Consider the following 24,723-nt stretch of genomic DNA (forward strand, 5'->3'; position numbering starts at 1 on the left):
CCCCTAACAGCGTTAGGGAGTGGTGCGGCACGCACAGAGTGCCCCTAACGGTGTTAGATTGCAAGCGGGATCTCGCGACGGGCAGTCGCCACGGACAGTCGCCACGAGACTCGCGACCGGATGAGACCGTTGGAGGCGTCCGCACAGCCATGCCGGAGAACGACGACACGACACCGCCGCTGACCAGGGACGCGCTGACCCAGGCCGCGCTGCGGGTACTGGAACGGGACGGCCTCGACGGGCTGTCGATGCGCAAGGTCGCCGCCGAGGTCGGCGTCAAGGCGGCCTCGCTGTACTGGCACGTCCGCAACAAGCAGGAACTGCTCGACCTGCTCACCGACGCGGTGATGGCCTCGGCCGAACCCCCGCCGCGCGAGGGCGGGTGGCGCGAGCAGTTCCACGCCTACTGCTGGCGCTACCGCCGACTGCTGCTCGACAAGCGCGACGCCGCCAAGGTCGTCTCGGGCCGCCTCTCCCCCGGTCCCCACCTGCTCGGCCTGATGGAGGACCAGCTCGACCGGCTCCGCGCGGCCGGTTTCTCCGACGCCGACGCCGCCATGGCCACCTACCTGCTGGGCGCCTTCGTCCAGGGGTTCGTCCTCCAGGAACAGTCCCCGATCTCGGCCGCCGAAGTCCTCGGCACCAGTCGCCGGGACATCGCCGACGCCACCGGAGACCGCTTCCGCGCCCTGCCCGCCGACACCTTCCCCAACCTCGTCGCCCTGGCCGACGACCTCACCGAACCCGACATGGACACCCGCTTCGAGTTCTGCGTGCAACGCGTCCTCGACGGGCTCGCGACCCTGCTGCCCACCGAACGGCGCTGACCCCACCACGGCGGGGCCCGGCCGGCCGGGCCCCGCCCCGGGCCCGCCGAAAATCCGCGGCCCGGCCTGCGAGCGCCCGCTAGGGTCTGTCCGGCCGCACGTCCACGGAGGAGTTCCGCGATGCCCGAGTTGCACCCCCACTACGAGCCCTACGCACAAGGCCTGCTGGACGTCGGAGACGGTCAGCGGATGCACTGGAACGCCTCCGGCAACCCGGCTGGCAAACCCGCCGCGATCGTGCACGGCGGGCCCGGATCCGGCCACCGGCCGGGCACCCGACGGTACTTCGACCCCGAGCGGTACCACGTGGTCCAGTTCGACCAGCGCGGCTGCGGACAGAGCCTGCCGCACGCCGCCGACCCGATGACCGGGCTGGAGCACAACACCACCGAGCGGCTGATCGCGGACATGGAGCGGCTGCGCGAACACCTCGGCATCGAGAAGTGGCTGCTGTACGGCGGCTCCTGGGGCTCGACGCTGATCCTCGCCTATGCCCAGGCCCACCCCGAGCGGGTCTCCGAGATCGTGCTCTGCGGCGTCACCACGACCCGCCCCGAGGAGACCGACTGGCTCTACCGGGGCGTCGCCCGCTTCCTGCCCGGCCCGTGGGAGGAGTTCCGGAACTTCCTACCGGCCGCCGACCGCGACGGTGACCTGGTGGCCGCCTACAGCCGGCTGCTCAACAGCCAGGACGAGACCGTCCGGCGGGCCGCCGCGAACGCCTGGGCCACCTGGGAGGACGCCGTCATCGCGCACGAGGCGCTGGGCAAGCCGAACGCCTACAGCGACCGCCCCACCGACGCGCTGATGGCGTTCACCCGGATCACCGCGCACTACTTCGCGCACCACGCGTTCCTGGCCGACGGCCAACTGCTGCGCGACGCCGGACGGCTGACCGGCATCCCGGGCGAACTGATCCACGGCCGCCTCGACCTCGGCTCGCCGCTCGACACCGCGTGGCGGCTGGTCCGGGCCTGGCCGGAGGCCCGACTGACCGTCATCGACGAGTCCGGGCACACCGGGAGTCCGGCGATGACCGAGGCGGTCCTCACAGCGATCGAGCGGTTCGCCTGACCGGTCCGCCCGGCCGGTTCGGGCAGACGATTCGGGCGGACGGCCGGTTCGCGCTAACGGCCTCCGCCTACGATACGAAGCATGATCGCCTATGTCCCAGCCGCCCTGTTCTTCCTGTTGTTCGGAGTCGGGGTACTACGCGACCGCCGCCAGTTCAGCAATGCCGTCCTGCTCGGCATCGCCGTCTCCCTGCTCGCCCTCGCCCTGCTCGCCGAGCTGCGCAAGGCGCCCACGCTGGTGATGGGACTGGCAGCGGTGGCGATCATCCTGCTGCCGGCCCTCGGCACGGCGGCCCTGGTCTGGTTCCTGATCGCCAACGGCCTGACCATGATCCGCAAGGAGGGCAGACGGCCCGCCAACCTGCTGTCCCTCCTCGCCGGGCTGGGCATCCTCGCCGTCATCGCGCTGCTGCTCGCGGCCCTGGCCACCCGCTCGCACCAGCTGGGCGTCCTGGCGGGCACCGCCGTCCTGGTGGTCGGCTACATCTCCTTCCTGTTCGTCTGCTTCGTCGGCTACGCGTTCCTCTACGGCCGCCACCGGCCGCGCCGGAACGTGGACTTCGTGGTCGTCCTCGGCTCCGGCCTGATCGGCGGCGAGCGCGTCCCGCCGCTGCTGGCCAGCCGGCTCGACCGGGGCCGGGAGGTGTACGACAAGCAGGCCGCGCGCGGCAACCCGCCGGTGCTGATCACCTCCGGTGGCCAGGGCCCGGACGAGAAGCTGCCGGAGTCCCACGCGATGGCCGACTACCTGACCGGGCGCGGCTTCCCGGCCGAACACATCGAGCGCGAGGACCGCTCCCGCACCACCGAGGAGAACCTGCTCTTCAGCAAGGCCATCATGGAACAGGCCAAGCCCGACTACCGCTGTGTCGTGGTCACCAACAACTTCCACGCCTTCCGGGCGGCGCTCACCGCCCGCAAGACCGGCGTCAACGGGCAGGTGTTCGGCTCGCCGACCGCCGCGTACTACTGGCCGAGCGCGACGATCCGCGAGTTCGCCGCCGTGTTCCTCTCCCACAAGCTGGTCAACTTCGGGATCTGCGGCCTCCTCGCGCTCTGCGGGCTGCTCGCGGCCCTCTGAACCGCAGCCGACCCCGGGCCCCGGCCGCCGCAGCGACCGGGGCCCGGCCGCACCTTCAGCCGAACCTCAGCCCAGGCCTCCGATCAGGCCTCCGATCAGGCCATCAAGTCAGGCCACCGGGCGGGGCGCCAGGATCGCGCAGGTGGTGGTGGCGTGCGCGTAGAGCTTGCCGCTCTCCACCCCGACCACCCTGGCCTCGGCCGTCGCCATCGTCCGGCCCAGATGCAGCACCAGCCCCTCGCAGCGCAGCGGCCCCGAGTCGGCGAACAGCGGGCGCAGCATGTGGACGTTCAACTGCGTGGTGGTGTAGCCGATCCCGGCGGGCAGCCGGCTCAGCACGGCGCAACCGAGCGCCGAGTCGAGCAGGGTGGCGAGGTAGCCGCCGTGCACGGTGTTCATCGGGTTGTAGAGGTGGTCGCCGAGTTCGCCCTCGAACACTGCCGTACCCGGCTTCACCTCGGTCAGGTGGAACCCCAGGGTGCTGCAGATCGCGGGCTCCTGAATCCGGCCCGCGAGGATCTCGTGCAGAATCTCCTCTCCGCTCAGGTGTGGGAAGGCGGAGATCGGCGGGCCTGCCGTCCAGGTGTGCGTCCGGGTCCGGGGCGCCTGGCCCTCCAGGGACTGCTGGCCTTCAAGGAGCTCCTGGCCCTCCGGGGACGTCGCGCCGCCGGGGTCTGCCTCGTTCGTCGTCATGGGATCAACCTGCCCTGTTCGCGCACGCCCCTCAAGTGCCTTCCGGGGTACGGCCGGCGCGCGTCCCCCTGGCATCGGACCATGGCGGTCCACGCCATGGCGGCGCGGTGGACCTCGGGTGGCCGTCACATGGCACCGGGGCGCGGGGCGCGCCACGCTGCACGGCATCCGCCCCCACTCCTCCCCCACCCAGGAGCCCTCATGCCTCTCCGTCCTGCCGCCGCCGCGTTGCTGACGGCCGCCGCACTCGCGATCGGCACCACCGCACCCGCCCCGGCTGCGGCCGACACCGTGAGCGGGACCTTCCAGCAGGTCACCGGATTCGGCGCCAATCCGGGAAACCTGGCGATGTACTCCTACACCCCCGCCGGACTGCCGAGTGGCGCGCCGCTGGTGGTCGCGCTGCACGGCTGCCTGCAGACCGCCAACGACTACTACCGCAACTCCGGTTGGACGACCTTCGCCGACCGGTACGGCTTCGCGGTCGTCTTCCCGCAGACCAGCAGTGCCAACAACAGCCTCTCCTGCTTCAGCTGGTTCGACGCGACCAAGGACGCCCGGGGCTCCGGCGAGGCCGAGTCGGTGATCGAGATGGTCGCCAAGGCCAAGGCCCTGTACGGCTCGGACGACCGGCGGGTGTTCGTCACCGGACTGTCGGCCGGCGGCGGGATAGCCTCCGACCTGCTGGCCGACTACCCGGACGTGTTCGCCGGCGGGGCGATCGACTCCGGCCTCCCGGCCCAGTGCGCGACCACCCAGGGCGCCGCCTCCGGCTGCCAGAACTCCGACCAGGGGCTCACCCCGGCCCAGTGGGGCGACAAGGTCCGGGCCGCGTACCCGGGCTACGCCGGGCCCTGGCCCCGGGTGGCGATCTGGCAGGGCGGCGCGGACACCGTGGTCAGGCCGGTGAACGCGACGGAACTGCGCGACCAGTGGACCAACGTCCAGGGTGTCGGCCAGAGCCCGACCAGCACCCGGAGCCTGCCGGGCGGCACCACCGAGGAGGTCTACGCCGACGCGGGCGGGCGGCCCGCCGTGGCGCTGTTCACCATCGCCGGGATGGGCCACGGGCTGGCCGTCAACCCCGGCTCCGCAGCCGACCAGTGCGGGGCCACCGGCAGCTACTTCCTCAACACGATCTGCTCCAGCTACTACACCGCGCAGTTCTGGGGCCTCGACGGCGGCACGGGGCCCACCAACCCCGGCCTGCCCGCCCCGACCGGGCTGACCGCCACCCCGGCGGGCCAGGGCTCGATCGCCCTCGCCTGGCAGGCCGTCAGCGGGGCCGCCTCCTACCAGGTCTACCGGGACGGCGCGATGGCGGGCAGTGCCACCGGCCCGTCCTTCACCGACACCGGGCTCGCCCCCGGCACGTCGTACGGCTACACCGTGGCGGCGGTCGACCCGTCGGGGGCCGTGGGCACCCGATCGGCGGCGGTGACGGCGACCACCGGCGGCGGCGCCGAGCAGTGCTTCACCGACAGCAACTACAACCAGGTCCGGGCCGGGCGGGCCACCCAGAGCGGCGGCTTGACCTACGCACTCGGCTCGGGCCAGAGCATGGGCCTCTGGAACACCTTCGTGACGCACACCCTGAAGCAGACCGGCCCGGGCTACTTCGTGCTCGCCGACGGCCAGTGCTGAGCGGGCGAAACCCGACCTCCGGCTCATCCGTCCCCCTCTCCTTGGCGCAGCCCCGCCCCTTCTGAGCGCAGCCCGGCGAACAGGTCGGTCTCGGGCCCCTCGCCCTCGCCCGGCACCAGGCTCCGGGCGAGGTGGTAGTCCTCCGTCGGCCAGACCTCGCGCTCGATGTCCCGCGGGTGGGCCATGAACGCGACCCCGGGCTCGATCTGGGTGGCGTGCGCCAGCAGTGCCGCGTCCCGTACGGCGAACTGCTCGGCGCACGCGATCCGGGTGGTGGTGGCGAGGGCGGGCGGGGTGTCCGGCCAGTCCGCGAGCAGTGCGCCCATGCCCGAGGGGACACCCCGCTCCGTCATCGCGTCGTGCAGGGTCTGGAACCAGGCTCTGGAGAGCGCCAGGTGGTAGTAGAGCTTCGCCGCCTGCCAGGGTTCCCCCGCCTCGGGGTGGCGGCCCGGGTCGGCGGCGGCCTCGAAGGCCTCGACCGTGACCTGGTGGGTCATCACGTGGTCGGGGTGCGGATACCCCCCGGTCTCGTCGTAGGTGACCACCACGTGCGGACGGAACTCCCGGATCAGGGCGACCAGCGGCGCCGCGGCGCCCGCCACGGGCTGGTCGGCGAAGCAGCCCGCCGGCAGCGGTTCGCCCGGGCCCGGCATGCCCGAGTCCACGAAGCCGAGGAACTGCTGGCGCACGCCGAGGATGCCCCGGGCGACCGCCATCTCCTCGCTCCGGATCCGGGCGAGGTCCGCCCGGACCTCGGGGCGGTCCATGGCCGGGTTGAGCACCGAGCCGCGCTCGCCGCCGGTACAGGTGGCGACCAGGACGTCCACTCCCTCGGCCGCGTACCGCGCGAGGGTGGCGGCGCCCTTGCTGGACTCGTCGTCGGGGTGGGCGTGGACGCTGAGCAGGCGGAGCCGCCCGGCGTGCTGGGTGAACATGGCGCCTCCGTACGTGGCCGATGTGGTCATGCGCCCTCCCCGGGTCGTCCGTCCGGCGGCCACTCCGACCGCCCGGAAGGAACTTAGGACGAACCCAGTGATTAGGTCAAGCCTAATTCCTGGGTCCGACCCAGCGAACTGCGCTACGCTGCCCCCATGACGGAACCAACGACGGAAACCACGACGGAAACCGTGACGGAACCCACGATGGGCACGACGGGGCCCACGACGGGGCCCGGGGCCACCCCGACCCTGCGCGAGCTCAACAAGCGCCGCACCCGCGAGGCGATCTCGCACGCCGCGACCAGGCTCTTCATCGACCAGGGCTTCGACCGCACCACCATCGCCGAGGTCGCGACGGCCGCCGGCGTCGCCAAGATGACCGTCACCAACCACTTCCCGCGCAAGGAGGACCTCCTCCTAGACCTGCACGAGGAGATCGTCGGCCGGCTCGCCCGGGCGGTCGCCGAGCGTGCGCCCGGCGAGTCCGCCCTCGCCGCGCTGCGCCGCGACTGCCTGGCCGGCCTCGACCGGCACGACCCGCGGCTCGGCTTCTCCGGCCCGGCGTTCGCCCACACCGTTTCCGACAGCCCAGCCCTGGTCGCCCGGCTGCGCGAACTACACGAGCAGAGCGAGGCCGCCCTGGCCGAGGCCCTGGCCGGGGCCATCCGCCCCACGACGACAACCGGCACTCCGTCCGGCACTCCGTCCGGCACATCGCCCGACACACCGGTCAGCACACCGGCCGGCCCACCGGTCGACTTCGAGAGCCGGGTGGCCGCCGGGCTCCTCGCCGCCGTCGACCGCACGGTGTTCACCGAAGTGTTCCGCCGGCTGCTGGCCGGCGACGAGGCCGCCGCCATCACGGCGGCGGTGCGCCCCTCGGCCGTCCGGGCCTTCGACCGATTGGAGGGCGCCCTGGGCACCTTCGCCGTCCGGCCGGGCTCCTGACCTGCGGCGCGAGGCGCCCGCCCATGGACAGCCCTTGACGAAAGGTTGACCTGCTCACGGCAGAAGGTTGACGACCGCCGCCCCTATCGTCGGCCCATGCCCTCACAGCCCATCCGGCCCACCACCCTGCCGGTCCTGCCCTACCGCAAGCCCACCCGAGGCCGGGACTACTGGGTCCTGGACAACGTCCTCACCGACCCGGACGCCGTCCGCGAGCGCTGTCTGGCCCGCGGCGACTGGACCGAAGGCTACCCGTACCGCCCCGAGACCTGGCCCGGCCTGCGCACCATGCCCGGCCTGGAGCCCGACGAGCTGGCCCGGGTGGAGGCCCTGGTCCGCAAGGCCACCGGCGCTTCCCGGCTCTGGGTGCAGAGCACCCCGGGCGGCGGCACGCTCAACCACAACTGCGTCCAGGTCGTCGGCGCCGGGGAGTCGGAGTCCCGCCCGCACACCGACTCCCGCGCGCTCTGCCGCTACGCCGCCGTGCTCTACCTCAGCCCGGGCGCGCCGAAGGACGCCGGCACCAGCTTCTTCCGCCAGCAGTTCCCCGGCGGACGCCTCGGCGGGAACCTCGTCAACGCGCCGCACAACAATCTGGTCGAGGCGCTCGGCACCCGCCACGTGCCCGCCGACCACTTCACCGAGGACGTCCGCGTCCCCAACCGCTACAACCAACTGCTCCTCTACCACGCCAACCTCATGCACAGCGCGACCTCCTACTACGGCACCGAGCTGCCGGAGCGTCGGATGACGGCCGTCTTCTTCTGGATGGCCTGACGGGCCCGCAGCACGCCCTGCCGCCGACGCGGACGCCGAACGCGCTCGCCGGAACCTCCGAGGACTCACCGCCCCCTTGACCCGGCCCCGCCCGCACCCCTGAGAGTGGCAGGGGCGGGCCGCGCCACGGCGGCCGCATCAGAGAGGGGACCACCCGTGAACGCACCCTGCCTCATCCTCGACATCGGCGGCGTCCTGGAGTACACGCCGAGGACGGGCTGGCCGGAGCGCTGGGAGCGCCGGCTGGAGCTGCCGCCGCACGCGATCGACGAGCGGCTGCGGGACGTCTGGCGGGCCGGCGCGATCGGCGGCATCACCGAGCCGGAGGTGCGCGAGCAGGTGGCCGCCCGGTTGCACCTGGGCCCGGCCCAGGTCGAGGCCTTCATGGCCGACCTCTGGGAGGAGTACCTGGGCACGCCGAACGAGGAGCTCATCGCCCACGTGCGCGGACTGCGCGGGCGGGCCCGGCTCGGCATCCTCAGCAACAGTTTCGTCGGCGCCCGCGAACGCGAGGTCCCGCTCTACCGGTTCGACGAGCTGGTGGAGCACATCGTCTACTCGCACGAGATCGGGACCGGCAAGCCCGACCCGCGTGCCTACGAGATCACCTGCGCCGCCCTGGGCGTCAGCCCGGTCGACTGCCTCTTCGTCGACGACCACGCGCCCAACGTCGAAGCCGCCCGGGCGGTGGGCATGCAGGCCCATCTGTTCGAGGACAACGCACCCGCCATCGCCCGCATCGCCCGTCACCTCGGCGACGGCGACGCCCGTTGACGGGCTGGGCACTCCGCACGAGGAAGGCATCACGGGCACACCGGTCGCTCCCACCGCGCCTTTCCCGGCGTCCGCCATGGCGCCGCCACGACCGAGGACCCGGAGACCACCTCCACGCGCGGCCCCGCGCCGATTGGCGACCGCCATGTCCGGGGACGCTGGCCGCATGGACCAGGACGCCCTACCGCCGACCGAGACGATCCGCCCCGACTGGGCCGGGATCGACCAGCTGCCGACCACAGACCTGCTCCGCCTGATGAACGCCGAGGACCGCACCGTCCCCGCCGCGGTGGCCGGGGAGCTGGTCCGGATCGCCGCCGCGGTGGACGCCACGGCGGCACGGATGGCGGCCGGTGGGCGACTGGTCTACGCCGGGGCGGGGTCCGCCGGGCGGCTCGGTGTGCTGGACGCCGCCGAGTGCCCGCCGACGTTCGGCACCGGTCCGGGCCTGGTGGTGGGCCTGATCGCGGGGGGCGGGACCGCCGTGACCGGGGCCGTCGAGGGCGCCGAGGACCGCCCGGAGCTGGCGGCGGCCGAGCTGGCCGCGCTCCGGCTCACCCCGGCCGACACCGTGGTGGGCGTCTCCGCCTCCGGCCGCACGCCGTACACGGTGGCGGCCGTCCGGACCGCACGGGCGGCCGGGGCGCTGACGGTCGCACTGGCGTGCAACCGGGGCTCGGCACTGGTGGCGGCGGCCGAGCTGGGGATCGAGGTGGAGGTCGGCCCGGAGGTGCTGGCGGGCTCGACCAGACTGAAGGCGGGCACGGCACAGAAGCTGGTGCTCAACATGCTGTCGACGGCCGTCATGGTCCGGCTCGGCCGGACGTACGGCAATCTGATGGTCGACGTCCGGGCCACCAACGCCAAGCTCCGCGCACGGGCCCACCGGATCGTCACGGAGGCCACCGGCGCCGACGAGGCTGCGGTCCGCCACGCGCTCGCCGCCACCGGAGGCCGGGCCAAGGACGCGATCCTGGTCCTGCTCGCGGACGTGGACGCGCCGACCGCCGCCCGGCAGCTCGCCGCCTCCGGCGGGCGGCTGCGCGAGGCACTGCACCCCCACCGTTAGGCGCTGTCCGGCCGATCACGGCCGGTCACGCGGGGCCATCCGTCCCGAGCGCCTCGCGCGCGATCTCGGCCCGGAAGCCCTCGATCAGGACGCGCAGCCCGTACTCGAAGTCGGCGTCGTGGTCGGTCATGCGCAGCACGTCGGCCGCCTCGCGCAGCAGCGGGAGGTCGCGCAGGGCCTCGTCCGGGAAGGGCGGCCGGGCGCGGTCGGCGGCGTCCTGTCGCCAGGCCTGCTCCTCGGTGACCCAGCCCATGATGTAGCGGTCGATGGTGAGCAGCAGCCGCAGCGCGGTGCGGGGCCGCAGGCCGGCCTGCCGGAGAGCACCCAACTGGGCTTCGACGGCGGGCAGTTCGTCTTCGGTGGGCAGCGTTCCGGCGTGCACCCGGGCGCCGTCGCGGTAGGCGAGCAGGGCGTGGCGCTTGGCGCGGGCGTCGGCGGCGAGCCAGTCCGGCCAGTGCCCCGGATCCGGGCTGCGGTCGGCCGGGAGGGCCTCGGCGAGCATCGCCTCGGCCATCAGGTCGAGCAGTTCCCGCTTGTTCTTGAAGTGCCAGTACAGCGCGGGTGACTGGACGCCGAGTTCGCGGGCGAGCCGCCGGGTGGTCAGGCCGTCGATGCCTTCCTCGTCGAGTACGCGCAGCGCGGTGCGAACCACCTCGTCGCGTTGCAGTGCCACCGCCGACCACCTCTCCGTTATCCGCTTGCCCACTCCACCTTATCGCCGATAAGTTCCGAGCTGGAATTTATCAGCGATAAGGAGAGCCGTCGTGATCGACGGCCCGAAGGGACCACCACCCCATGACCCCAGGAACGGACCGTCCCAGGTCCCGACTGCTGCCGAACACCGCGCCCTGGCGGTCCTCCCGCGACTTCCGCCTCACCTGGACGGCCGGCACCGTCACCCTGCTCGGCTCCGTCCTCACCATGACGGCGATCCCGCTCCAGATCGCCGACCTCACCGGTTCACCGCTGGCCGTGGGCGCGGTCGGCGCCGTCGAACTCCTGCCGACCATCGTGTTCGGCCTCTACGGCGGCGTCCTCGCCGACCGTGCCGACCGCCGCACCGTCGCCCTGGTCACCGAACTCGCCCTCGCCGCACTGAGCGCCCTGCTGCTCGCCAACGCGCTGCTCGGCACGCCCGCGCTCTGGCCGCTGTACGCGGCCGCCGGACTGGCAGCGGCACTGCAGGGCCTTCAGCAGCCCTCGGCGGAGGCGATGATCCCCCGGCTGGTGCCGCCCGACCAGCTGGTGGCGGCGGGCAACCTGCTCTCGCTGCGCTGGAGCATCGCCGGCCTGGCCGGCCCGGCCACCGCCGGGCTGCTGATCGCCACGGCCGGCGTCCCGGCCGCCTACCTGGTCGACCTCGGCACCTTCCTGGTCTCGATCGCCCTGCTGGCCCGGGTCCGGCCCGTCCCCTCGCAGCGGGACGCCGAGGCACCGCGACTACGGGAGTTCGTCGACGGCGCCCGGTACGCGGCCCGCCGCCCCGACCTGCTGGGCACCTACCTCGCGGATCTCGCGGCCACCGTCTGCGCCCTGCCGACCGCGCTGTTCCCCTTCCTCGCCCAGGAGTTGGACGCGGTGTGGGCGCTCGGCCTGCTCTACTCGGCCGCTGCGGCGGGCGGCCTGCTCGCGGCCGCCACCGGCGGCTGGACCGAGCGGGTGCACCGGCACGGCCGGCTGGTGCTGCTCTGCGCCGCCCTCGTCGGCGCGGCGACGGCCGCGGCCTCGATCGCCCCCGGCCTGTGGGCCGTCCTGCTCTGCCTGCTCGTCGCGGGCGGCGCCAACCAGATCGGCGACACGTTCCGCAGCGCGATCTGGAACCAGTCCATTCCGGACGAACTTCGGGGCCGCGCCGCCGGCCTGGAGATGCTGATCGGCTCCGCCGGGCCCGCCCTCGGGGACCTGCGGGCCGGCGGCCTCGCCGCCCGGCAGGGCATCCGCGTCGCGCTGCGCACCGGCGGCCTGCTCTGCCTGGCCGGCACCGCCGCCCTGTCGGCCGCGCTGCCCGCGCTCTGGCGCTACGACCAGCGCGACCAGCTGAACACCCCCGACCAACCCGACCAGCTCGCCCGGCGCGACCACCTCGACCAGCCCCACCAACCCGACCAACAACCCGCGCCATGACCGCCCACCTCGACAGCGGCGGACCGGGGCGCCGCCCCTCAGCCCCGGGCGGGCACCGTGGCGTGCCGGGCGATCAACGCGCCGAGCCGGCCCGGGTCGCCGGTGCCGCGCTTGGGCAGCAGGGTCAGCACGTGCGTCTGCTCGTCCCCGCCCAGCAGGACGGAGAGTCCGGGCGTCTCCAGGTAGTACGGAAGCTCCCGCCAGGCGAGTTCGGCGCTGGACACCGCGTTGGTGACGGTCACCCCGGCCTCGCCGAGGACGATCCGGAACTCACCCTTGTCCGCCGCCATCCGCCGCACCTGACGCAGTTGCAGCCAGGGCAGTCCGACCACCAGCAGCAGCGCGGCCGCGAGCATCACCAGCGCCGGTGGGCCCACCGTCCGGTCGGCGACCGAGAGCACCACCGCACCGGCCCCGGTGCAGGAGGCGGTCAGGTACCTCGACCGCCGGGACCGTCGACCCGCCGCCGTACCCCGGGCCCGGGCCGCGAAGGCCGCCCGGAAGTCCGCGGTCGTCGGCGTGTAGCGGACCTCGACCGACTCCTCCACCCGCTTGCCACCGTCCACCCGAACCCCCTCCGACGCATCTGCCGCCGGATGCTAGCAAAAGCCGTGTGCACCCGATCCATCACCCTCTCCGTCTCCTCCCGGTGACGCGATTCCGCCGCTCCCGGGCGGGCATCGTTGACCTCCCGCCGCACTCGACGGTTGGCTCGCCACGAGCCGGCCGCCGGGGAATTCGACGCGGCCGGCCGCACCCAGGGGAGGAACCGGATGACTCGCACACGTTCCGCACCACACCTGCTGCGCGCGGCCGGCGCGCTGACGGCGGCCGCGCTGGCCGCCGTCACGGTGGCGACGCCCGCCCAGGCGGACGCGCCGCGCGGCCGCACCGAACGGGTGTCCGTCGGGCTCGGCCAGAGGCAGCCCGACGGCGCCTCGGACGCCGCCGGTCTGAGCGCCGACGGCCGCTTCGCCGTCTTCACCTCGAAGGCCGCCAATCTGGTTCCCGGCGACACCAACGGCAAGTCGGACGTCTTCGTCCGGGATCTGTGGACCGGCCGGACCGAACGGGTCAGCACCGGCGCGAACGGCGCCCAGGCGGCCGACGACTCCTTCAACGCCACGATCAGCGGCGACGGCCGCTACGTGGCGTTCAGCTCCTACGCCACCAACCTCGCCCCCGGCGGGAACCTCGGCTTCGAGGACGTCTACGTCCACGACCGCTGGACGGGGAGCACCGAGCTGGTGTCCACCGGACACGACCCGGCCAAGCCGCAGGCCGGCCGGCAGTCCAGCCACCCGTCGATCAGCTGGGACGGCCGGTACGTCGCCTACCAGTCCAACCGCTCCGACCTGGCCCCCGGCACGGTCACCTGGACGGGCGGCAACATCTACGTCACCGACCGCTCGACGGGCGGGACCCGCCTGGTCAGCGTCGGCGCGGACGGAACCGAGGCGAACGCCTCCTCCGCCGAGCCGGTGATCAGCGGGGACGGCGGCTCGGTCGGCTTCATCTCGAAGGCCACCAACATCATCGGCCAGGACAAGCCCGGCGCCCTCGCCGCGAAGGCCGCCGCCGAGCTCGACGGCGTCTCCGACGAGGAGTTCGTCCGCGACTCCTTCCGGCACGACGACCAGCCGACGATCCTCAAGCCCCGCTTCTACCCGCTCTACGTCCGCGACCTCCGCGACGAGCAGAGCGTCCTGGTGAGCACCGACGGGGCGGGCGGCTACCGCGGGGCGGCCTCCCCGGCGCTCAGCCGGGACGGCCGCTACGCCGTCTACTCGGCGCTGCTCCAGGACGGCAACGGCCCCCGGGGGCACCACTTCGAGGTGTACGTCCGCGACCTGGAGGAGGACACCGAGACCCTGGTCAGCGCCGGGCTCCCGGGGACGAAGACCTCCGGCGACTCCTACCACGCGCAGATCACCGCCGACGCCCGCTGGGTCTACTTCGACTCCGACGCGGCGAACCTGGTGCCAGGGGACACCAACAACGCCGGGGACGTCTTCCGGCGCGACCTGCGGACCGGCCGCACCGAGCGGGTCAGCGTGGCGACGGACGGCTCGCAGACCGCCGGCGCCTCGGAGCGGCCGTTCATCGACGCCCTCGGCACCACGGTGCTGTTCACCTCCGAGGACGGCACGCTCGTCCCGGGCGACACCAACCAGGCCCCTGACGTCTTCCTCCGCCGGCTGCCGCTGCTCTGACCCGAAACCGACCGGGCCCGGCCCCGCTCACCGCACCGGCAGCAGATACCCCACACCGCAATGGGTTGCGCGGAGGTGCGGCCGGGCCGCCGGGCCCGCCCGCACGCCCCTCAGAGCAATGAACGCCCGCACGCCCCTCAGCGCGTGAGCGCCCGCACGCCCCTCAGCGCGTGTGCGCCCGCACGCCCCTCAGCACGTGACCGCCCGCACGCCCCTCAGCACGTGACCGCCCGCACGCCCCTCAGAGCGTGAGCGCCCGTGCCGACGCCCGGATCGGCGCCGGGAGTTCGGTGCCGCCGCGCAGATGGCGGTCCACCGCCGCGGCCACCGCCCGCCCCTCGGCGATCGCCCACACGATCAGTGACTGCCCGCGCCCGGCGTCCCCGGCGACGAAGACGCCCGGCGCGCCGGTGGCGAAGTCGTCGTCCCGGGCCAGGGCGCCGTCCGGGCCGGTGGTGAGGCCGAGTTGGGCGATCAGCCCCTGGTCCGGCTCCGGGCCGCTGAAGCCCAGCGCGAGCAGCACCAGCTCCGCCGGGATGCGCCGCTCGGTGCCGGTCCGGGGGCTGCGGTCGGCCGGTTCGGCCTCGGCGAAGCGGACGGCGGCCAGCCGGCCGTCCGGTCCGGCCTCGAAGCCGACCGTGGTCGCCGCGAACACCCGGGGACCGGCCGCCGCGGCCCCCGACTCCTCGTGCGAGGTGGTCTCCCGGTACACCTTCGGGTGGACGGGCCAGGGCTGCTCCGGCGCCCGGCACACCGGCGGACACGGGTTGATGTCGAGCTGGGTGACGGAGGCCGCGCCCTGGCGCAGCGCCGTCCCCAGGCAGTCGGCCGCGGTGTCCCCGCCGCCGACGATCACCACGTGCCGACCCTCGGCGGACACCGGCGGGGCCGCGCGGTCGCCCTCGTCGACCCGGTTCGCCCAGGTCAGGTAGTCGATCGCCTGGTGCACGCCGGGCAGGGCGCACCCCGGCACCGCCAGCTCCCGGCAGGCGGTCGCACCGACCGCCACCACCAGCGCGTCGCACCCGGCCCGCAGTTCCCCGGCCGCGAGGTCCCGGCCGACGAACACCCCGGTGCGGAAGTCCGTGCCCTCGGCCCGCATCTGGTCGAGCCGCCGGTCCAGCCGGTGCTTCTCCAGCCGGAACGGCGGGATCCCGTAGCGCAGCAGCCCGCCGGGACGGTCGGCCCGCTCGTACACCGTGGTGGCGTACCCGGCCCGGGTCAGCTGTTGCGCGGCGGCCAGGCCCGCCGGGCCCGAGCCGACCACGGCCACCCGCCACCCGGCGCCCCGATCGGGCGGCTGCGGCAGGTCCCAGCCCTCTTCCCAGGCCCGGTCGGTGATCGCCAGCTCGACGTTCTTGATCGCCACCGCCGCGCCGTCGATCGCCAGCACGCACGCGCTCTCGCAGGGTGCCGGGCAGAGCCTTCCGGTGAACTCGGGGAAGTTGTTGGTCGCCAGCAGCCGGGCGGCGGCGGCCCGCCAGTCCGCGTCCGCCACCAGCCGGTTCCACTCCGGCACCAGGTTTCCCAGCGGGCAGGCGTGGTGGCAGAACGGCAGCCCGCAGTCCATGCACCGGCCCGCCTGCCCGCCCACCACCGGCAGCGGCGTCCGCGGCTGGTACACCTCCCGGGAGTCCCCCAGTCGCTGCTGTGCGTCCCGCCGCTCGCGCTCGGCGCGCGGGGTGGTGAGGAAGGCCATCCGGTCTGCCATCGCGGCCTCCGGCGGGGTGTGCCGACAAGGACCCGGCGGCGCCCCCGGCGGACACGCCACCGTGTGGCCACCGTACGCCCCTCCCCGGCGCTGCGAAAGCCGCGGCCGGCACGGCCACCGGCCGGGCCCGGACCCGCCGGACGCCGCCGTGGGCGCGCCGGGGAGAATCGGGGCCATGACCCACACCGTGCTGATCGCCGAGGACGACCGGGCCATCCGCGACTCCCTCACCCGCGCCCTCCAGTTGGAGGGCTACCGGGTGAGCACCGCCGCGGACGGCGCGCAGACCCTGGCCGCCCTCACGGAGCAGCGCCCGGACCTGCTGGTGCTGGACGTGATGATGCCCGGCCCGGACGGCCTGGAGGTCTGCCGCCGCCTGCGCGCCGACGGCGACCGCACCCCGGTCCTGATGCTCACCGCCCGGGTCGAGGTCCCGGACCGGATCGCCGGGCTCGACGCCGGGGCCGACGACTACCTGGTCAAGCCCTTCGACGTGGACGAGCTGTTCGCCCGCCTGCGCGCCCTGCTGCGCCGCAACCCGCCCGAACCCGCCGGGGGCGTCCTCGCGGTGGCCGACCTGCGGGTCGAGCCGCACGCCCGGCGCGCCTGGCGGGCCGGGCAGGAGCTGGAGCTCTCCCGGACCGAGTTCGACCTGCTGGAGCTGCTGACCCGGCACGCGGGCTCGGTGCTCGACCAGGCCACGGTGTACGAGCGGATCTGGGGCTACGACTTCGGCCCCGGCTCGAAGAACCTCGCGGTGTTCATCGGCTACCTGCGCCGCAAGCTGGACCGGCCCGGCCTGACACCGCTGATCCACACCGTCCGCGGCGTCGGCTACACGCTGCGCGAGTCGTGACCGGCCGGGGCCGGTCGCGGCCGCGGCCGCTGTGGCCGCGCCCGGGGCTGCGCACCACCGTCTCGCTCGCCTTCGCCGCGATGGCCGCCCTGGTCGCGGTGCTGATCGGCGCGCTCGGCTACCACTCCGCCGCCCGGCTGATCCGGGACGACGAGGGCGCCGACTTCACCGCGGCCGTCCAGGCGGTGCACCAGCAGGTCGGCCGGGAGATGCTGTTCCCCGGCGACTTCAACGGCACGGGCGGCCTGAGCGAGGATCTGCTGCGCCCGATCCGGGTCACCTCGCAATCCCTCGGCCCCGACGGGGAGGTGCTGCCCGGCACCGCCCGGATCGACCTCCGGCCGACCCCGGAGGACCGCTCCCTCGCCCGCTCCGACGACCCCGGCCAGACCTCGTCCGGGCTCCGGCGCGTGCACGGCGACACCTACCGGGTGGCCGTGGTCTCGCTCGGCGGCGGCCGCGGCGCGGTCCAGATCGCCCAGCAACTGGGCCCCACCGAGCACCTGCTGGCGACGCTGCGGATCCGTACCGGGGTGTCGGTGGCGGTGGTCGCGGTGCTCGCGGGCGGGGCCGGCTGGCTGCTCGCCCGGCGGATCACCGGCCGGCTGGTCCGGCTCACCGACGCGGCCGAACTGGTCGCCGCCAGCGGACGGTTGGACGTTCCGGTACCGGCCGCCGGAACGGACGAGGTCGGCCGGCTCGGCCGGGCCTTCGACCGGATGCTGGGCCGGCTCGCCACGGCCAAGGAGAACCAGCGCCGGCTCGTCCAGGACGCCGGGCACGAGCTGCGCACCCCGCTGACCAGCCTGCGCACCAACCTCTCGGTCCTGCCCGGCCTGGACCGCCTGCCGCCCGCCGAACAGGCCGCACTGATGGCCGATCTGGCCGAGGAGGCGAGGGAGTTGACGCTGCTGGTGGAGGAGCTGGTGGCGCTCGCCGCGGACCGGAAGGCCGACGAGGAGCCGACCGAGCTGGTGCTGGCCGAGCTGGTGCGCGAGGCCGCCGCACAGGCCCGGCGGCGCAGCGGCCGGGAGATCACCGTGGACGCCGACGACACGGTGGTCACGGCCCGCCCGGACGCGCTGGCCCGGGCGGTGGGCAACCTGCTGGACAACGCCGCCAAGTTCGACCCGGCCGGGACGGCCCCGATCGAGGTGGTGGTGCGCGGCCGCCGGGTCGAGGTGCGCGACGGCGGGCCGGGGATCGACGAGGCCGACCTCTCCCGGGTCTTCGACCGCTTCTACCGGGCCACCGCCGCGCGCAGCCTGCCCGGTTCGGGGCTGGGCCTGGCCATCGTGCACGAGGTGGCCGGCTCGCACGGCGGCGAGGCCTTCGCCGCCAACCGGGACGGCGGCGGCGCGGTGATCGGCTTCACCCTCGGCCCGTAGGGCGTGTCCTCGACCTCCCGTCCGCGTGGCGGCTCCGGGGCACGCGCAACGCCGCCGGGCCCCGGGCACGCGGCAGCGCCCCGGGCCCGGCGGCGTCACGTCGGCCGCCGTGGGACCGCCCGTCAGACCGCCGTCAGACCGCCGCGAGCAGCCCGCGCCCGAGCCAGTCGGCGTTGTCCTTCACGCCCGGCAGGACGAAGAAGTACCCGCCGCCGGTCGGCGAGATGTAGTCGACCAGCGGCTCGTCGATGAGCCGGGTCTGGGTGGCCTCGAACTGCCGCACCACGTCCTGCTGGTAGCAGCAGAACACCAGGCCCATGTCCAGGTTGCCGGCCTGGTCGACGCCCCGGTCGTAGTTGAAGCCGCGGCGCAGGATGCGCGAGGTGTCGGTGTCGGCGGTGCGCGGGTTGGCGAGCCGGATGTGCGCCTTGAGCGGGATCGCCTTGCCCTCCGGGTCCTTGCCGTAGTCCGGCGCGTCGGTCTCCTGGCGGCCGTCCAGCGGCGCGCCGGTGTCGCGGCGGCGGCCGAACATCTTCTCCTGCTCGGCGAGGGTGACGCGGTCCCAGAACTCGATCAGCATCCGGATGATCCGGATCACCTGGTAGCTGCCGCCGGTCGCCCAGGCGGGCTCGCCCAGCCCGTCGGTGATCCAGATCAGCCGGTCCATCTCGCGGGCGGAGGTGGTGTCGGGGTTGACGATGCCGTCCTTGAAGCCGAGCAGGTTGCGCTGGGCGCCGTCCGGGCGGGACTCGCTCTGGAAGCCGTCGATCCGCCAGAGGATCTGCATCGCGCCGCGGGTGTGCCGGGTGATGTCGCGCAGCGCGTGCAGCACGGTGTCCTGGCGGTCGGCGCAGATCTGCAGCGAGAGGTCGCCGTGGAGTTCGGCGGCCTGCAGATTGTCGTTGGGGAAGGTCTTCATCGGGGCCAGCTTGGTCGGCTTGGCCTTGGCCAGCCCGTACCGGTCGTCGAACAGCGAGGCGCCGACGCCGACCGTGACGGTCAGGTTGTCGGTGGGCACGGTGGGGCCGAGGATGCCGCTGTCGGCGGGCGGCGCGCCGACGCCGAGGTCGGGCGGGGTGCCGCCGGCGGTGAGGAAGCGGATCCGCTCGGTCAGGGTCTTGAGGAGGTCCTCCAGGCCCTTGCGGTCCTGGGCTATCACCTGGCAGGACACGAAGGCGGCGTAGCCGGGGGCCGGGGTGGTGACGCCGGCCTGGTGGTCGCCGTGGAACGGGACGACTCCGCTCTTCGCCTGGCGGCTGTCCCCGGCGGAGGCCGGGCCGGCGGCCAGGGTGAACGCCCCGCCCGCCATGACGGCCGCTCCGGCGCCGGCGCCGAGGGCGGTCCGGACGAAGCTGCGGCGGGCCGGACCGGCCGGGCAGCCGCCCTCGGCGACGGCCGGGGCGGACGCGGCGGCGTGCGGGAACGGGCAGGAGCCTCCGGTGGCAGCGGTGTGGTCGGTCATCAGGCGGCCTTCCGGATCTCGAGCAGGGCGGGGATGGGGGCGAGGTCTTCGAGCAGTTGGCCGGTGGCGCCGTTGAGCTGGCGGCGGGCGTCGGCGGGGAGCTGCTCCAGTGCGGTCCAGCCCTCGGGCTTGTGGGCGGCGGCGACCAGATCGCCGACCCGCTTCATCCCGGCGTCGACGCGGGGGAGCAGCTGGGGGTCGCGCTCGTCGAGCAGCGGCTGCAGGACGGTCAGCAGTTCCCGGGTACCGGCCAGGTTGGCCTGGGCGGTGGCCAGGTTGGTGCCGCTGCCCTGGTCGGTGTCGCCGGTGAGCTCGAACTGGAGGGTGTTCTCCAGGATCTCGTGGGCGCGCAGCGGGAGGTCTCCGGGGTCGAAGTCCTGGCCGGGGAAGTCCTGCCCGAGCTTGGCGACGTCGGCGGCCAGCTGGTCGGCGACGGGCGTCAGGTCGGCGGCGGACTGGCCGTGCCACAGGCCGTACTCCAGGCGTAGGAAACCGGTGAAGTCCTTGTCCTGGGCCTTGTCGGCGAGCCCGTCGGGCCGGCCGTCGATCTTGCCGTCGAGCTCGGCGAAGGTGCCGTAGGCGGCGCCGAGCGAGGCGTACTGGAGGTGGGCGGTGAGCCAGTCGGCCTTGGCGGTGGCGAGGTCGCCGCCGTGGACGTCTGCCTGGAGCTTCTGGGTCTGCGTCAGCAGGGTCGCGAGGCCCTTGCCGACGTAGTCCTTGTAGGCGTCGAGCGGGCCCTTGAGGTCGTCCTCGGCGACCGGCTTGACGGCCTTGACCTGGCCGCCGCCGGTGACGTGCACGGCGGCCGAGGTGACGGACGTGCCGCCGGTGGGCACGCAGCGCCAGGCGTAGTCGCCGGAGCCGATGGTCGCGGTCAGCGCGCGGGTGGTGCCGGGGGCCAGGCCCTCGATCTCGCCGTAGACGGCGCCGCTGGCCGGGTTGACCAGGTAGACCTCGGAGACCTTGTCCCCGGTGTTGTGCATCTGGAAGACCTGCTGGCCGGGCAGCGGGGTGCTGAAGCCCTTGCCGCACTCCTGCTCGGAGACGGACACGGTGGCGGAGCTGCCCTGCTTGCCGTCGCTGACCGCGATCACGGCCCCGGCGACCACCACCGGCACCGCGACCAGCGCGGTCGGCACGGCCCAGCGCGGCCGCCCGGACCGCACCGGCCCGGCGGCCTCGGGCGCGGCCGCCCCGGCCTTCTCGCCCTGCGCCGCCTCGCCCTGCGCCGCCTTCCCGGCGGCCGGAGCGGTCTTGCCGCCGCGGACGCCCTCGACGAACAGCGTCATCACGATGCACAGGTAGGCGAGGTAGCCGACGACCTGGAGGACCGTCATGGTGACGGTCAGGTTGAGGGTGCCCTGCACCAGCGTGGCGTACCAGGACGAGGCGTCCAGGTGGCCGCTCAGGTCGAAGGCGTACGAGCTGCCGCCGCCGACCAGCCCGGACTCCTGCAAGTCGCGCAGGCCGTAGCCGAGCACGCCCGCCGCGACCACGATCAGGCCGGCGCCGGTGATGGTGAAGAACCGGGTGAGGTTCATCTTCAGCGCCCGCCGGTACAGGCCCCAGCAGAGGCCGGCCGAGAGCACCAGGCCGACGGCCGCGCCGAGCAGCGGCCCGGTGGACTCCCCGGCGGTGCGCACGTTGGTCCACAGGAAGAGCGAGGTCTCCAGGCCTTCGCGGCCGACGGCCAGGAAGCTGGTGAGCACCAGCGCGCCGGCGCCCATCGCCAGCGAGGCCTGGACCTTCTCCTTCAGCTCGGCGGAGAGGGTGCGTGCCGAGCGGCGCATCCAGAACACCATCGCGGTGACGAAGCCGACCGCGATCAGGCTCAGCACCCCGCCGAACGCCTCCTGGGCGTGGCCGGAGAGGTTGGCGGCGGTGAAGGTGAGCACCGCACCGAAGCTGAGGCTGAGCGCGATCGCCGCCGCGACGCCGGTCCACACCTGCGGCAACCGGGCCTTGTGCCCGAAGCGGACGAGCGTGGCGACCAGGATCGACACGATCAGTCCGGCTTCCAGACCCTCGCGCAGCCCGATCAGAAAGCTGGGAAACGCCTCATCCCACATGCAGCGGGCTCCTCCCCCGGTCACCCCGGGTCGTACCTGAACTCGGCGGCCCGCCGCGGGTGGCGGCGGCGCGGCACAGCCGAACGCCCCGGACACGAAGGTCCAGGGCGCTTCGACTTAGCTTAGGCAAACCTTAGAGCCGCCGTGGTCAACAGCACCCCCCGTTCAGGTAAGGGTTCGGTATGAGGGCTGCCGAGTCGGCCCGGCTCAGCCCCACCACTGCTCCGGCACCGTCTCCGGCTCCGCCGGCACCGCCACCGGTGCGGCGGCGGGCGTCACCAACAGCTCGCCGCCGGCCGTCTCGGCGACCAGGTAGCCGCACTCGCGCAGCACGACGGCGGCCGCACCGCTGACCGCCTCGCGCGCCCCCCGGGAGGGCGGCCCGTCCGGCCCCTCCCCCGGCGACCAGCCGACCGCCACCCCCGGCGGCCGATGGCCGATCCGCAGCAGGGACGGGCCCGGCCCGGCGTCGATCCCGGCGCGGGCGAGGGCCGCGGTGACGTCCTCGAAGAGTTCAGGGTGATCCACCATTGGCGCAGCGTAGGCCCGGGATCGCGCGACCTCCGGACGCGGCGCGCGCCGAAACGGTTCAGCGGCACCCGGGCGCAGCACCGCCACCCGTCCGGCGGCCGATCGGACGTCAGGACCCCCCGTCCGGCCCGACACGAGCGGCCGTACGGACCGATGGACGTGCACAGTCGGCCCCCTGCCGACAGCATGACAGAGTAAGCGCTCCATCACCCTGAGCAACGGGCCAGTGGGTCACCCGCTCCGCGTGCCGGTTCAGCCGGCGGGCCCGTATCGAGAGGTCCCATGATCACAACACTTCGCCGGCCGGCGTCTTTGCCGGCGGGCCTCCAGCCCGGCACGCCGAGGACGCCGGGGAGTCCGTCGTGAGAACCGACCAGCAGTCGCAGCCGGGACCGGTGACCAGCACGCGCGCCAACCCCGCGAACAAGGCCGAGGCCCTGGCCGACTGGACCGACGGCCGGGTCGGCATCTACTCCCTGGCCAAGGCCAATCTGCGCAAGATCTTCCCGGACCACTGGTCCTTCATGCTGGGCGAGATCGCGCTCTACACCTTCGTCATCATCATCATCACCGGCGTCTGGCTGACCCTCTTCTTCAAGCCGAGCATGGGCGAGGTCATCTACGACGGCTCGTACGTCCCGCTCAAGGGCATCCAGATGTCGGAGGCCTACGCCTCGACCATCGACATCAGCTTCGAGGTCCGCGGCGGCCTGCTGATGCGCCAGGTCCACCACTGGGCGGCGATCGTGTTCGTCGCCTCGATGCTGACGCACATGATGCGCGTCTTCTTCACCGGCGCGTTCCGCAAGCCCCGCGAGATCAACTGGGTCTTCGGCGCACTGCTGCTCTTCCTCGGCATGTTCGACGGCTTCATGGGCTACTCGCTGCCGGACGACCTGCTCTCCGGCACCGGCATCCGGTTCATGGAGGGTGCCGTCCTGGCCGTGCCGATCGTCGGCTCGTACCTGCAGTTCTTCATGTTCGGCGGCGAGTTCCCCGGCCAGGACATCGTGCCGCGGCTGTTCACCGTGCACGTCCTGCTGATCCCGGGGGTCATGGTCGGCCTGCTCGCGGCGCACCTGATCCTGGTCTTCTACCACAAGCACACCCAATTCGCCGGGCCCGGCCGGACCAACGACAACGTGGTCGGCATGCCGCTGATGCCGGTCTACATGGCCAAGGCCGGCGGCTTCTTCTTCCTGGTCTTCGGCGTGGTCGCGTTCATGTCGGCGATCGCCACCGTCAACCCGATCTGGGCCTACGGCCCCTACCGGCCCGACCAGGTGTCCACCGACGCCCAGCCGGACTGGTACATGGGCTTCTCCGAGGGCCTGGTGCGCGTGATGCCCGGCTGGGAGATCAGCGTCTGGGGCGGCCACACCCTGAACCTCGGGGTGTTCGTCCCGCTGATGGTCTTCCCGACCGTGCTGCTGATCATCTGGTGCTACCCGTTCCTGGAGGCCTGGGTCACCGGGGACCGCGGCGAGCACCACATCGCCGACCGGCCGCGCAACGCACCGGTGCGCACGGCCTTCGGCGCGGCCTGGATCGGCCTCTACCTGATCCTGCTGGCCGGCGGCGGCAACGACCTGCTCGCCACCCACTTCCACCTGTCGATCAACGCGATCACCTACGCGGTGCGCACCGGCTTCTTCGTCGTGCCGGTGGTCGTCTTCGTGGTCACCAAGCGGTGGTGCCTGGGCCTGCAGCGGCGCGACAAGGAGAAGGTGCTGCACGGCCGGGAGACCGGCGTCATCAACCGGCTCCAGCACGGCGAGTTCGTCGAGGTGCACGCCCCGCTCCCGCCGGGCCGGATGTACACCCTCACCGCGCACGAGCAGCCGCAGCCGGAGGACCTGCCGCCGGAGGTGGACGAGAACGGGGTGGTCCGCAAGGCCGGGCTGTTCGCCCGGACGAGGGCCAAGCTGTCCCGCGGCTTCTACGGCGAGGGCAGCCAGATCGCCAAGCCCACCGCCGAGGAGCACCAGGAGATCAGCAGCGGCCACGGCCACCACTGATCCCCGCGCACGCCCGAGGGCCCGCTGCGCCGTCATCGGCGCGGCGGGCCCTCGGGCGTGCCGGCGGATCGGCCCGGCTCAGGCCCGCAGGGCCGCCGGGACGACGGCGAACAGCGCCGCCGCCAGGGTGACGGAGAGGCAGAGCGCGGCCCAGCGGGCGCAGATCCGGCGGCACTCGCTGCGGTAGCGGGCGGCCAGCCGGCGGCAGCGCTCGACGGCGCGGTCGACGACCTCCTCGGCGTAGCGCAGCCGGTCGGCGGCGTAGGCCTGCTCCAGGCTCTCCCGCTCCGCGGCGGGCAGCCACGGGAACTGCCCGGCGAAGGCCCGGGCGTCCCGTTCGGCCGCCGCCACCTCGGCCTCCCAGGCGAGATAACCCTCCAGCCGGGCGATCTCCGCCCGGGCGTTCACCCGGCCGCCCGCGACGGGCCTGCCCTGCCGAGGGGTCCGCGCTCCCGGCGGACGCTGTCTGCCACCCATGACCGCTCCTCATGTCCTGTCGAGGTGTGCTGTCGGGACGTCCTGTCGAA

General features: G+C 73.7%; 22 protein-coding genes. 13 read left to right on the plus strand and 9 right to left on the minus strand.

Annotated features, from left to right (window positions below; all coding sequences use genetic code 11):
- The first annotated feature begins 149 nt into the window (after nt 1-149).
- The 3 genes from AB0O19_RS22820 to AB0O19_RS22830 all read left to right on the plus strand — a co-directional run bounded on the left by AB0O19_RS22820 (nt 150) and on the right by AB0O19_RS22830 (nt 2,981).
- Complete coding sequence (locus AB0O19_RS22820) at nt 150-827, plus strand: TetR/AcrR family transcriptional regulator C-terminal domain-containing protein (protein WP_363621835.1); 678 nt, start codon at nt 150-152, stop codon at nt 825-827.
- Nucleotides 828-947: 120 nt separating this feature from the next.
- Nucleotides 948-1,901, plus strand: coding sequence for a prolyl aminopeptidase (pip, locus tag AB0O19_RS22825; RefSeq protein ID WP_363621837.1), 954 nt, complete (start codon nt 948-950; stop codon nt 1,899-1,901).
- An 81-nt stretch (nt 1,902-1,982) separates the two neighbouring features.
- Nucleotides 1,983-2,981 (plus strand): YdcF family protein, encoded by a 999-nt coding sequence (locus tag AB0O19_RS22830; RefSeq protein WP_363585589.1) that lies wholly within the window; start codon nt 1,983-1,985, stop codon nt 2,979-2,981.
- Nucleotides 2,982-3,089: 108 nt separating this feature from the next.
- On the opposite strand, the gene AB0O19_RS22835 is transcribed toward AB0O19_RS22830, so the two are convergent.
- The gene (locus tag AB0O19_RS22835) at nt 3,090-3,674 is read right to left on the minus strand and encodes a PaaI family thioesterase (protein ID WP_363621839.1); all 585 of its coding nucleotides are present in this window, start codon (nt 3,672-3,674) and stop codon (nt 3,090-3,092) included.
- 201 nt (nt 3,675-3,875) lie between these two features.
- Between AB0O19_RS22835 and AB0O19_RS22840 the strand changes: the two genes are divergently transcribed.
- The gene (locus AB0O19_RS22840) at nt 3,876-5,318 is read left to right on the plus strand and encodes a PHB depolymerase family esterase (RefSeq protein ID WP_363621841.1); all 1,443 of its coding nucleotides are present in this window, start codon (nt 3,876-3,878) and stop codon (nt 5,316-5,318) included.
- A gap of 23 nt (nt 5,319-5,341) precedes the next feature.
- Here the strand turns inward: AB0O19_RS22840 and mca are convergent, their stop codons facing one another.
- Complete coding sequence (gene mca, locus AB0O19_RS22845; RefSeq protein ID WP_363621843.1) at nt 5,342-6,283, minus strand: mycothiol conjugate amidase Mca; 942 nt, start codon at nt 6,281-6,283, stop codon at nt 5,342-5,344.
- Between the two features lie 162 nt (nt 6,284-6,445).
- Between mca and AB0O19_RS22850 the strand changes: the two genes are divergently transcribed.
- The 4 genes from AB0O19_RS22850 to murQ all read left to right on the plus strand — a co-directional run bounded on the left by AB0O19_RS22850 (nt 6,446) and on the right by murQ (nt 9,824).
- Nucleotides 6,446-7,204, plus strand: a complete 759-nt coding sequence (locus AB0O19_RS22850; RefSeq protein ID WP_363621845.1) for a helix-turn-helix domain-containing protein — start codon at nt 6,446-6,448, stop codon at nt 7,202-7,204.
- Between the two features lie 96 nt (nt 7,205-7,300).
- Nucleotides 7,301-7,981 (plus strand): DUF6445 family protein, encoded by a 681-nt coding sequence (locus AB0O19_RS22855; RefSeq protein ID WP_363621847.1) that lies wholly within the window; start codon nt 7,301-7,303, stop codon nt 7,979-7,981.
- Nucleotides 7,982-8,137: 156 nt separating this feature from the next.
- Nucleotides 8,138-8,755 carry an HAD family phosphatase gene (locus tag AB0O19_RS22860; RefSeq protein WP_363621849.1) on the plus strand — a complete coding sequence of 206 codons (618 nt, stop codon included), beginning with the start codon at nt 8,138-8,140 and terminating at the stop codon, nt 8,753-8,755.
- A gap of 166 nt (nt 8,756-8,921) precedes the next feature.
- The gene (gene murQ / locus AB0O19_RS22865; protein ID WP_363621851.1) at nt 8,922-9,824 is read left to right on the plus strand and encodes an N-acetylmuramic acid 6-phosphate etherase; all 903 of its coding nucleotides are present in this window, start codon (nt 8,922-8,924) and stop codon (nt 9,822-9,824) included.
- Nucleotides 9,825-9,849: 25 nt separating this feature from the next.
- Here murQ and AB0O19_RS22870 read toward each other — a convergent pair whose 3' ends face one another.
- Nucleotides 9,850-10,497: a TetR/AcrR family transcriptional regulator C-terminal domain-containing protein gene (locus AB0O19_RS22870; RefSeq protein WP_363621853.1), complete on the minus strand. Its 648-nt coding sequence runs from the start codon at nt 10,495-10,497 to the stop codon at nt 9,850-9,852.
- Between the two features lie 122 nt (nt 10,498-10,619).
- Between AB0O19_RS22870 and AB0O19_RS22875 the strand changes: the two genes are divergently transcribed.
- Complete coding sequence (locus tag AB0O19_RS22875) at nt 10,620-11,948, plus strand: MFS transporter (protein ID WP_363621855.1); 1,329 nt, start codon at nt 10,620-10,622, stop codon at nt 11,946-11,948.
- Nucleotides 11,949-11,986: 38 nt separating this feature from the next.
- Here the strand turns inward: AB0O19_RS22875 and AB0O19_RS22880 are convergent, their stop codons facing one another.
- Entirely contained in the window at nt 11,987-12,514 is a 528-nt protein-coding gene (locus tag AB0O19_RS22880; RefSeq protein WP_363621856.1) for a hypothetical protein, read from the minus strand.
- 207 nt (nt 12,515-12,721) lie between these two features.
- Here AB0O19_RS22880 and AB0O19_RS22885 point away from each other — a divergent pair, with 207 nt between their 5' ends.
- Entirely contained in the window at nt 12,722-14,161 is a 1,440-nt protein-coding gene (locus AB0O19_RS22885; protein WP_363621858.1) for a hypothetical protein, read from the plus strand.
- Between the two features lie 241 nt (nt 14,162-14,402).
- On the opposite strand, the gene AB0O19_RS22890 is transcribed toward AB0O19_RS22885, so the two are convergent.
- On the minus strand, nt 14,403-15,872 hold the full coding sequence (locus tag AB0O19_RS22890; protein ID WP_363621860.1) for a glutamate synthase subunit beta: 1,470 nt from the start codon (nt 15,870-15,872) through the stop codon (nt 14,403-14,405).
- A gap of 175 nt (nt 15,873-16,047) precedes the next feature.
- Between AB0O19_RS22890 and AB0O19_RS22895 the strand changes: the two genes are divergently transcribed.
- Together AB0O19_RS22895 and AB0O19_RS22900 are read left to right on the plus strand one after the other, a co-directional pair.
- Nucleotides 16,048-16,728 (plus strand): response regulator transcription factor, encoded by a 681-nt coding sequence (locus tag AB0O19_RS22895; RefSeq protein WP_363621862.1) that lies wholly within the window; start codon nt 16,048-16,050, stop codon nt 16,726-16,728.
- A complete protein-coding gene (locus AB0O19_RS22900; RefSeq protein ID WP_363621864.1) occupies nt 16,725-18,116 on the plus strand; it encodes a HAMP domain-containing sensor histidine kinase in 1,392 nt (463 codons plus the stop codon). The genes AB0O19_RS22895 and AB0O19_RS22900 overlap by 4 nt, the downstream gene beginning before the upstream one ends.
- Nucleotides 18,117-18,249: 133 nt before the next feature.
- Here AB0O19_RS22900 and efeB read toward each other — a convergent pair whose 3' ends face one another.
- The 3 genes from efeB to AB0O19_RS22915 form a co-directional block, all read right to left on the minus strand.
- Nucleotides 18,250-19,578 (minus strand): iron uptake transporter deferrochelatase/peroxidase subunit, encoded by a 1,329-nt coding sequence (gene efeB / locus AB0O19_RS22905; RefSeq protein ID WP_363621866.1) that lies wholly within the window; start codon nt 19,576-19,578, stop codon nt 18,250-18,252.
- Complete coding sequence (gene efeU / locus AB0O19_RS22910; RefSeq protein ID WP_363621868.1) at nt 19,578-21,647, minus strand: iron uptake transporter permease EfeU; 2,070 nt, start codon at nt 21,645-21,647, stop codon at nt 19,578-19,580. Before efeU ends, efeB begins: the two co-directional genes overlap by 1 nt.
- Before the next feature lie 207 nt (nt 21,648-21,854).
- Nucleotides 21,855-22,178: a hypothetical protein gene (locus tag AB0O19_RS22915; protein ID WP_363621870.1), complete on the minus strand. Its 324-nt coding sequence runs from the start codon at nt 22,176-22,178 to the stop codon at nt 21,855-21,857.
- Nucleotides 22,179-22,573: 395 nt separating this feature from the next.
- Between AB0O19_RS22915 and AB0O19_RS22920 the strand changes: the two genes are divergently transcribed.
- Nucleotides 22,574-24,196, plus strand: coding sequence for a ubiquinol-cytochrome c reductase cytochrome b subunit (locus AB0O19_RS22920; RefSeq protein ID WP_363621961.1), 1,623 nt, complete (start codon nt 22,574-22,576; stop codon nt 24,194-24,196).
- A gap of 78 nt (nt 24,197-24,274) precedes the next feature.
- On the opposite strand, the gene AB0O19_RS22925 is transcribed toward AB0O19_RS22920, so the two are convergent.
- Complete coding sequence (locus AB0O19_RS22925) at nt 24,275-24,673, minus strand: cytochrome C oxidase subunit I (RefSeq protein ID WP_350881931.1); 399 nt, start codon at nt 24,671-24,673, stop codon at nt 24,275-24,277.
- Nucleotides 24,674-24,723 lie beyond the last annotated feature (50 nt).

Origin of the sequence: Kitasatospora sp. NPDC091276 (assembly GCF_040684355.1) — a bacterium.
In the GTDB taxonomy this organism is placed as follows: Bacteria; Actinomycetota; Actinomycetes; order Streptomycetales; family Streptomycetaceae; genus Kitasatospora.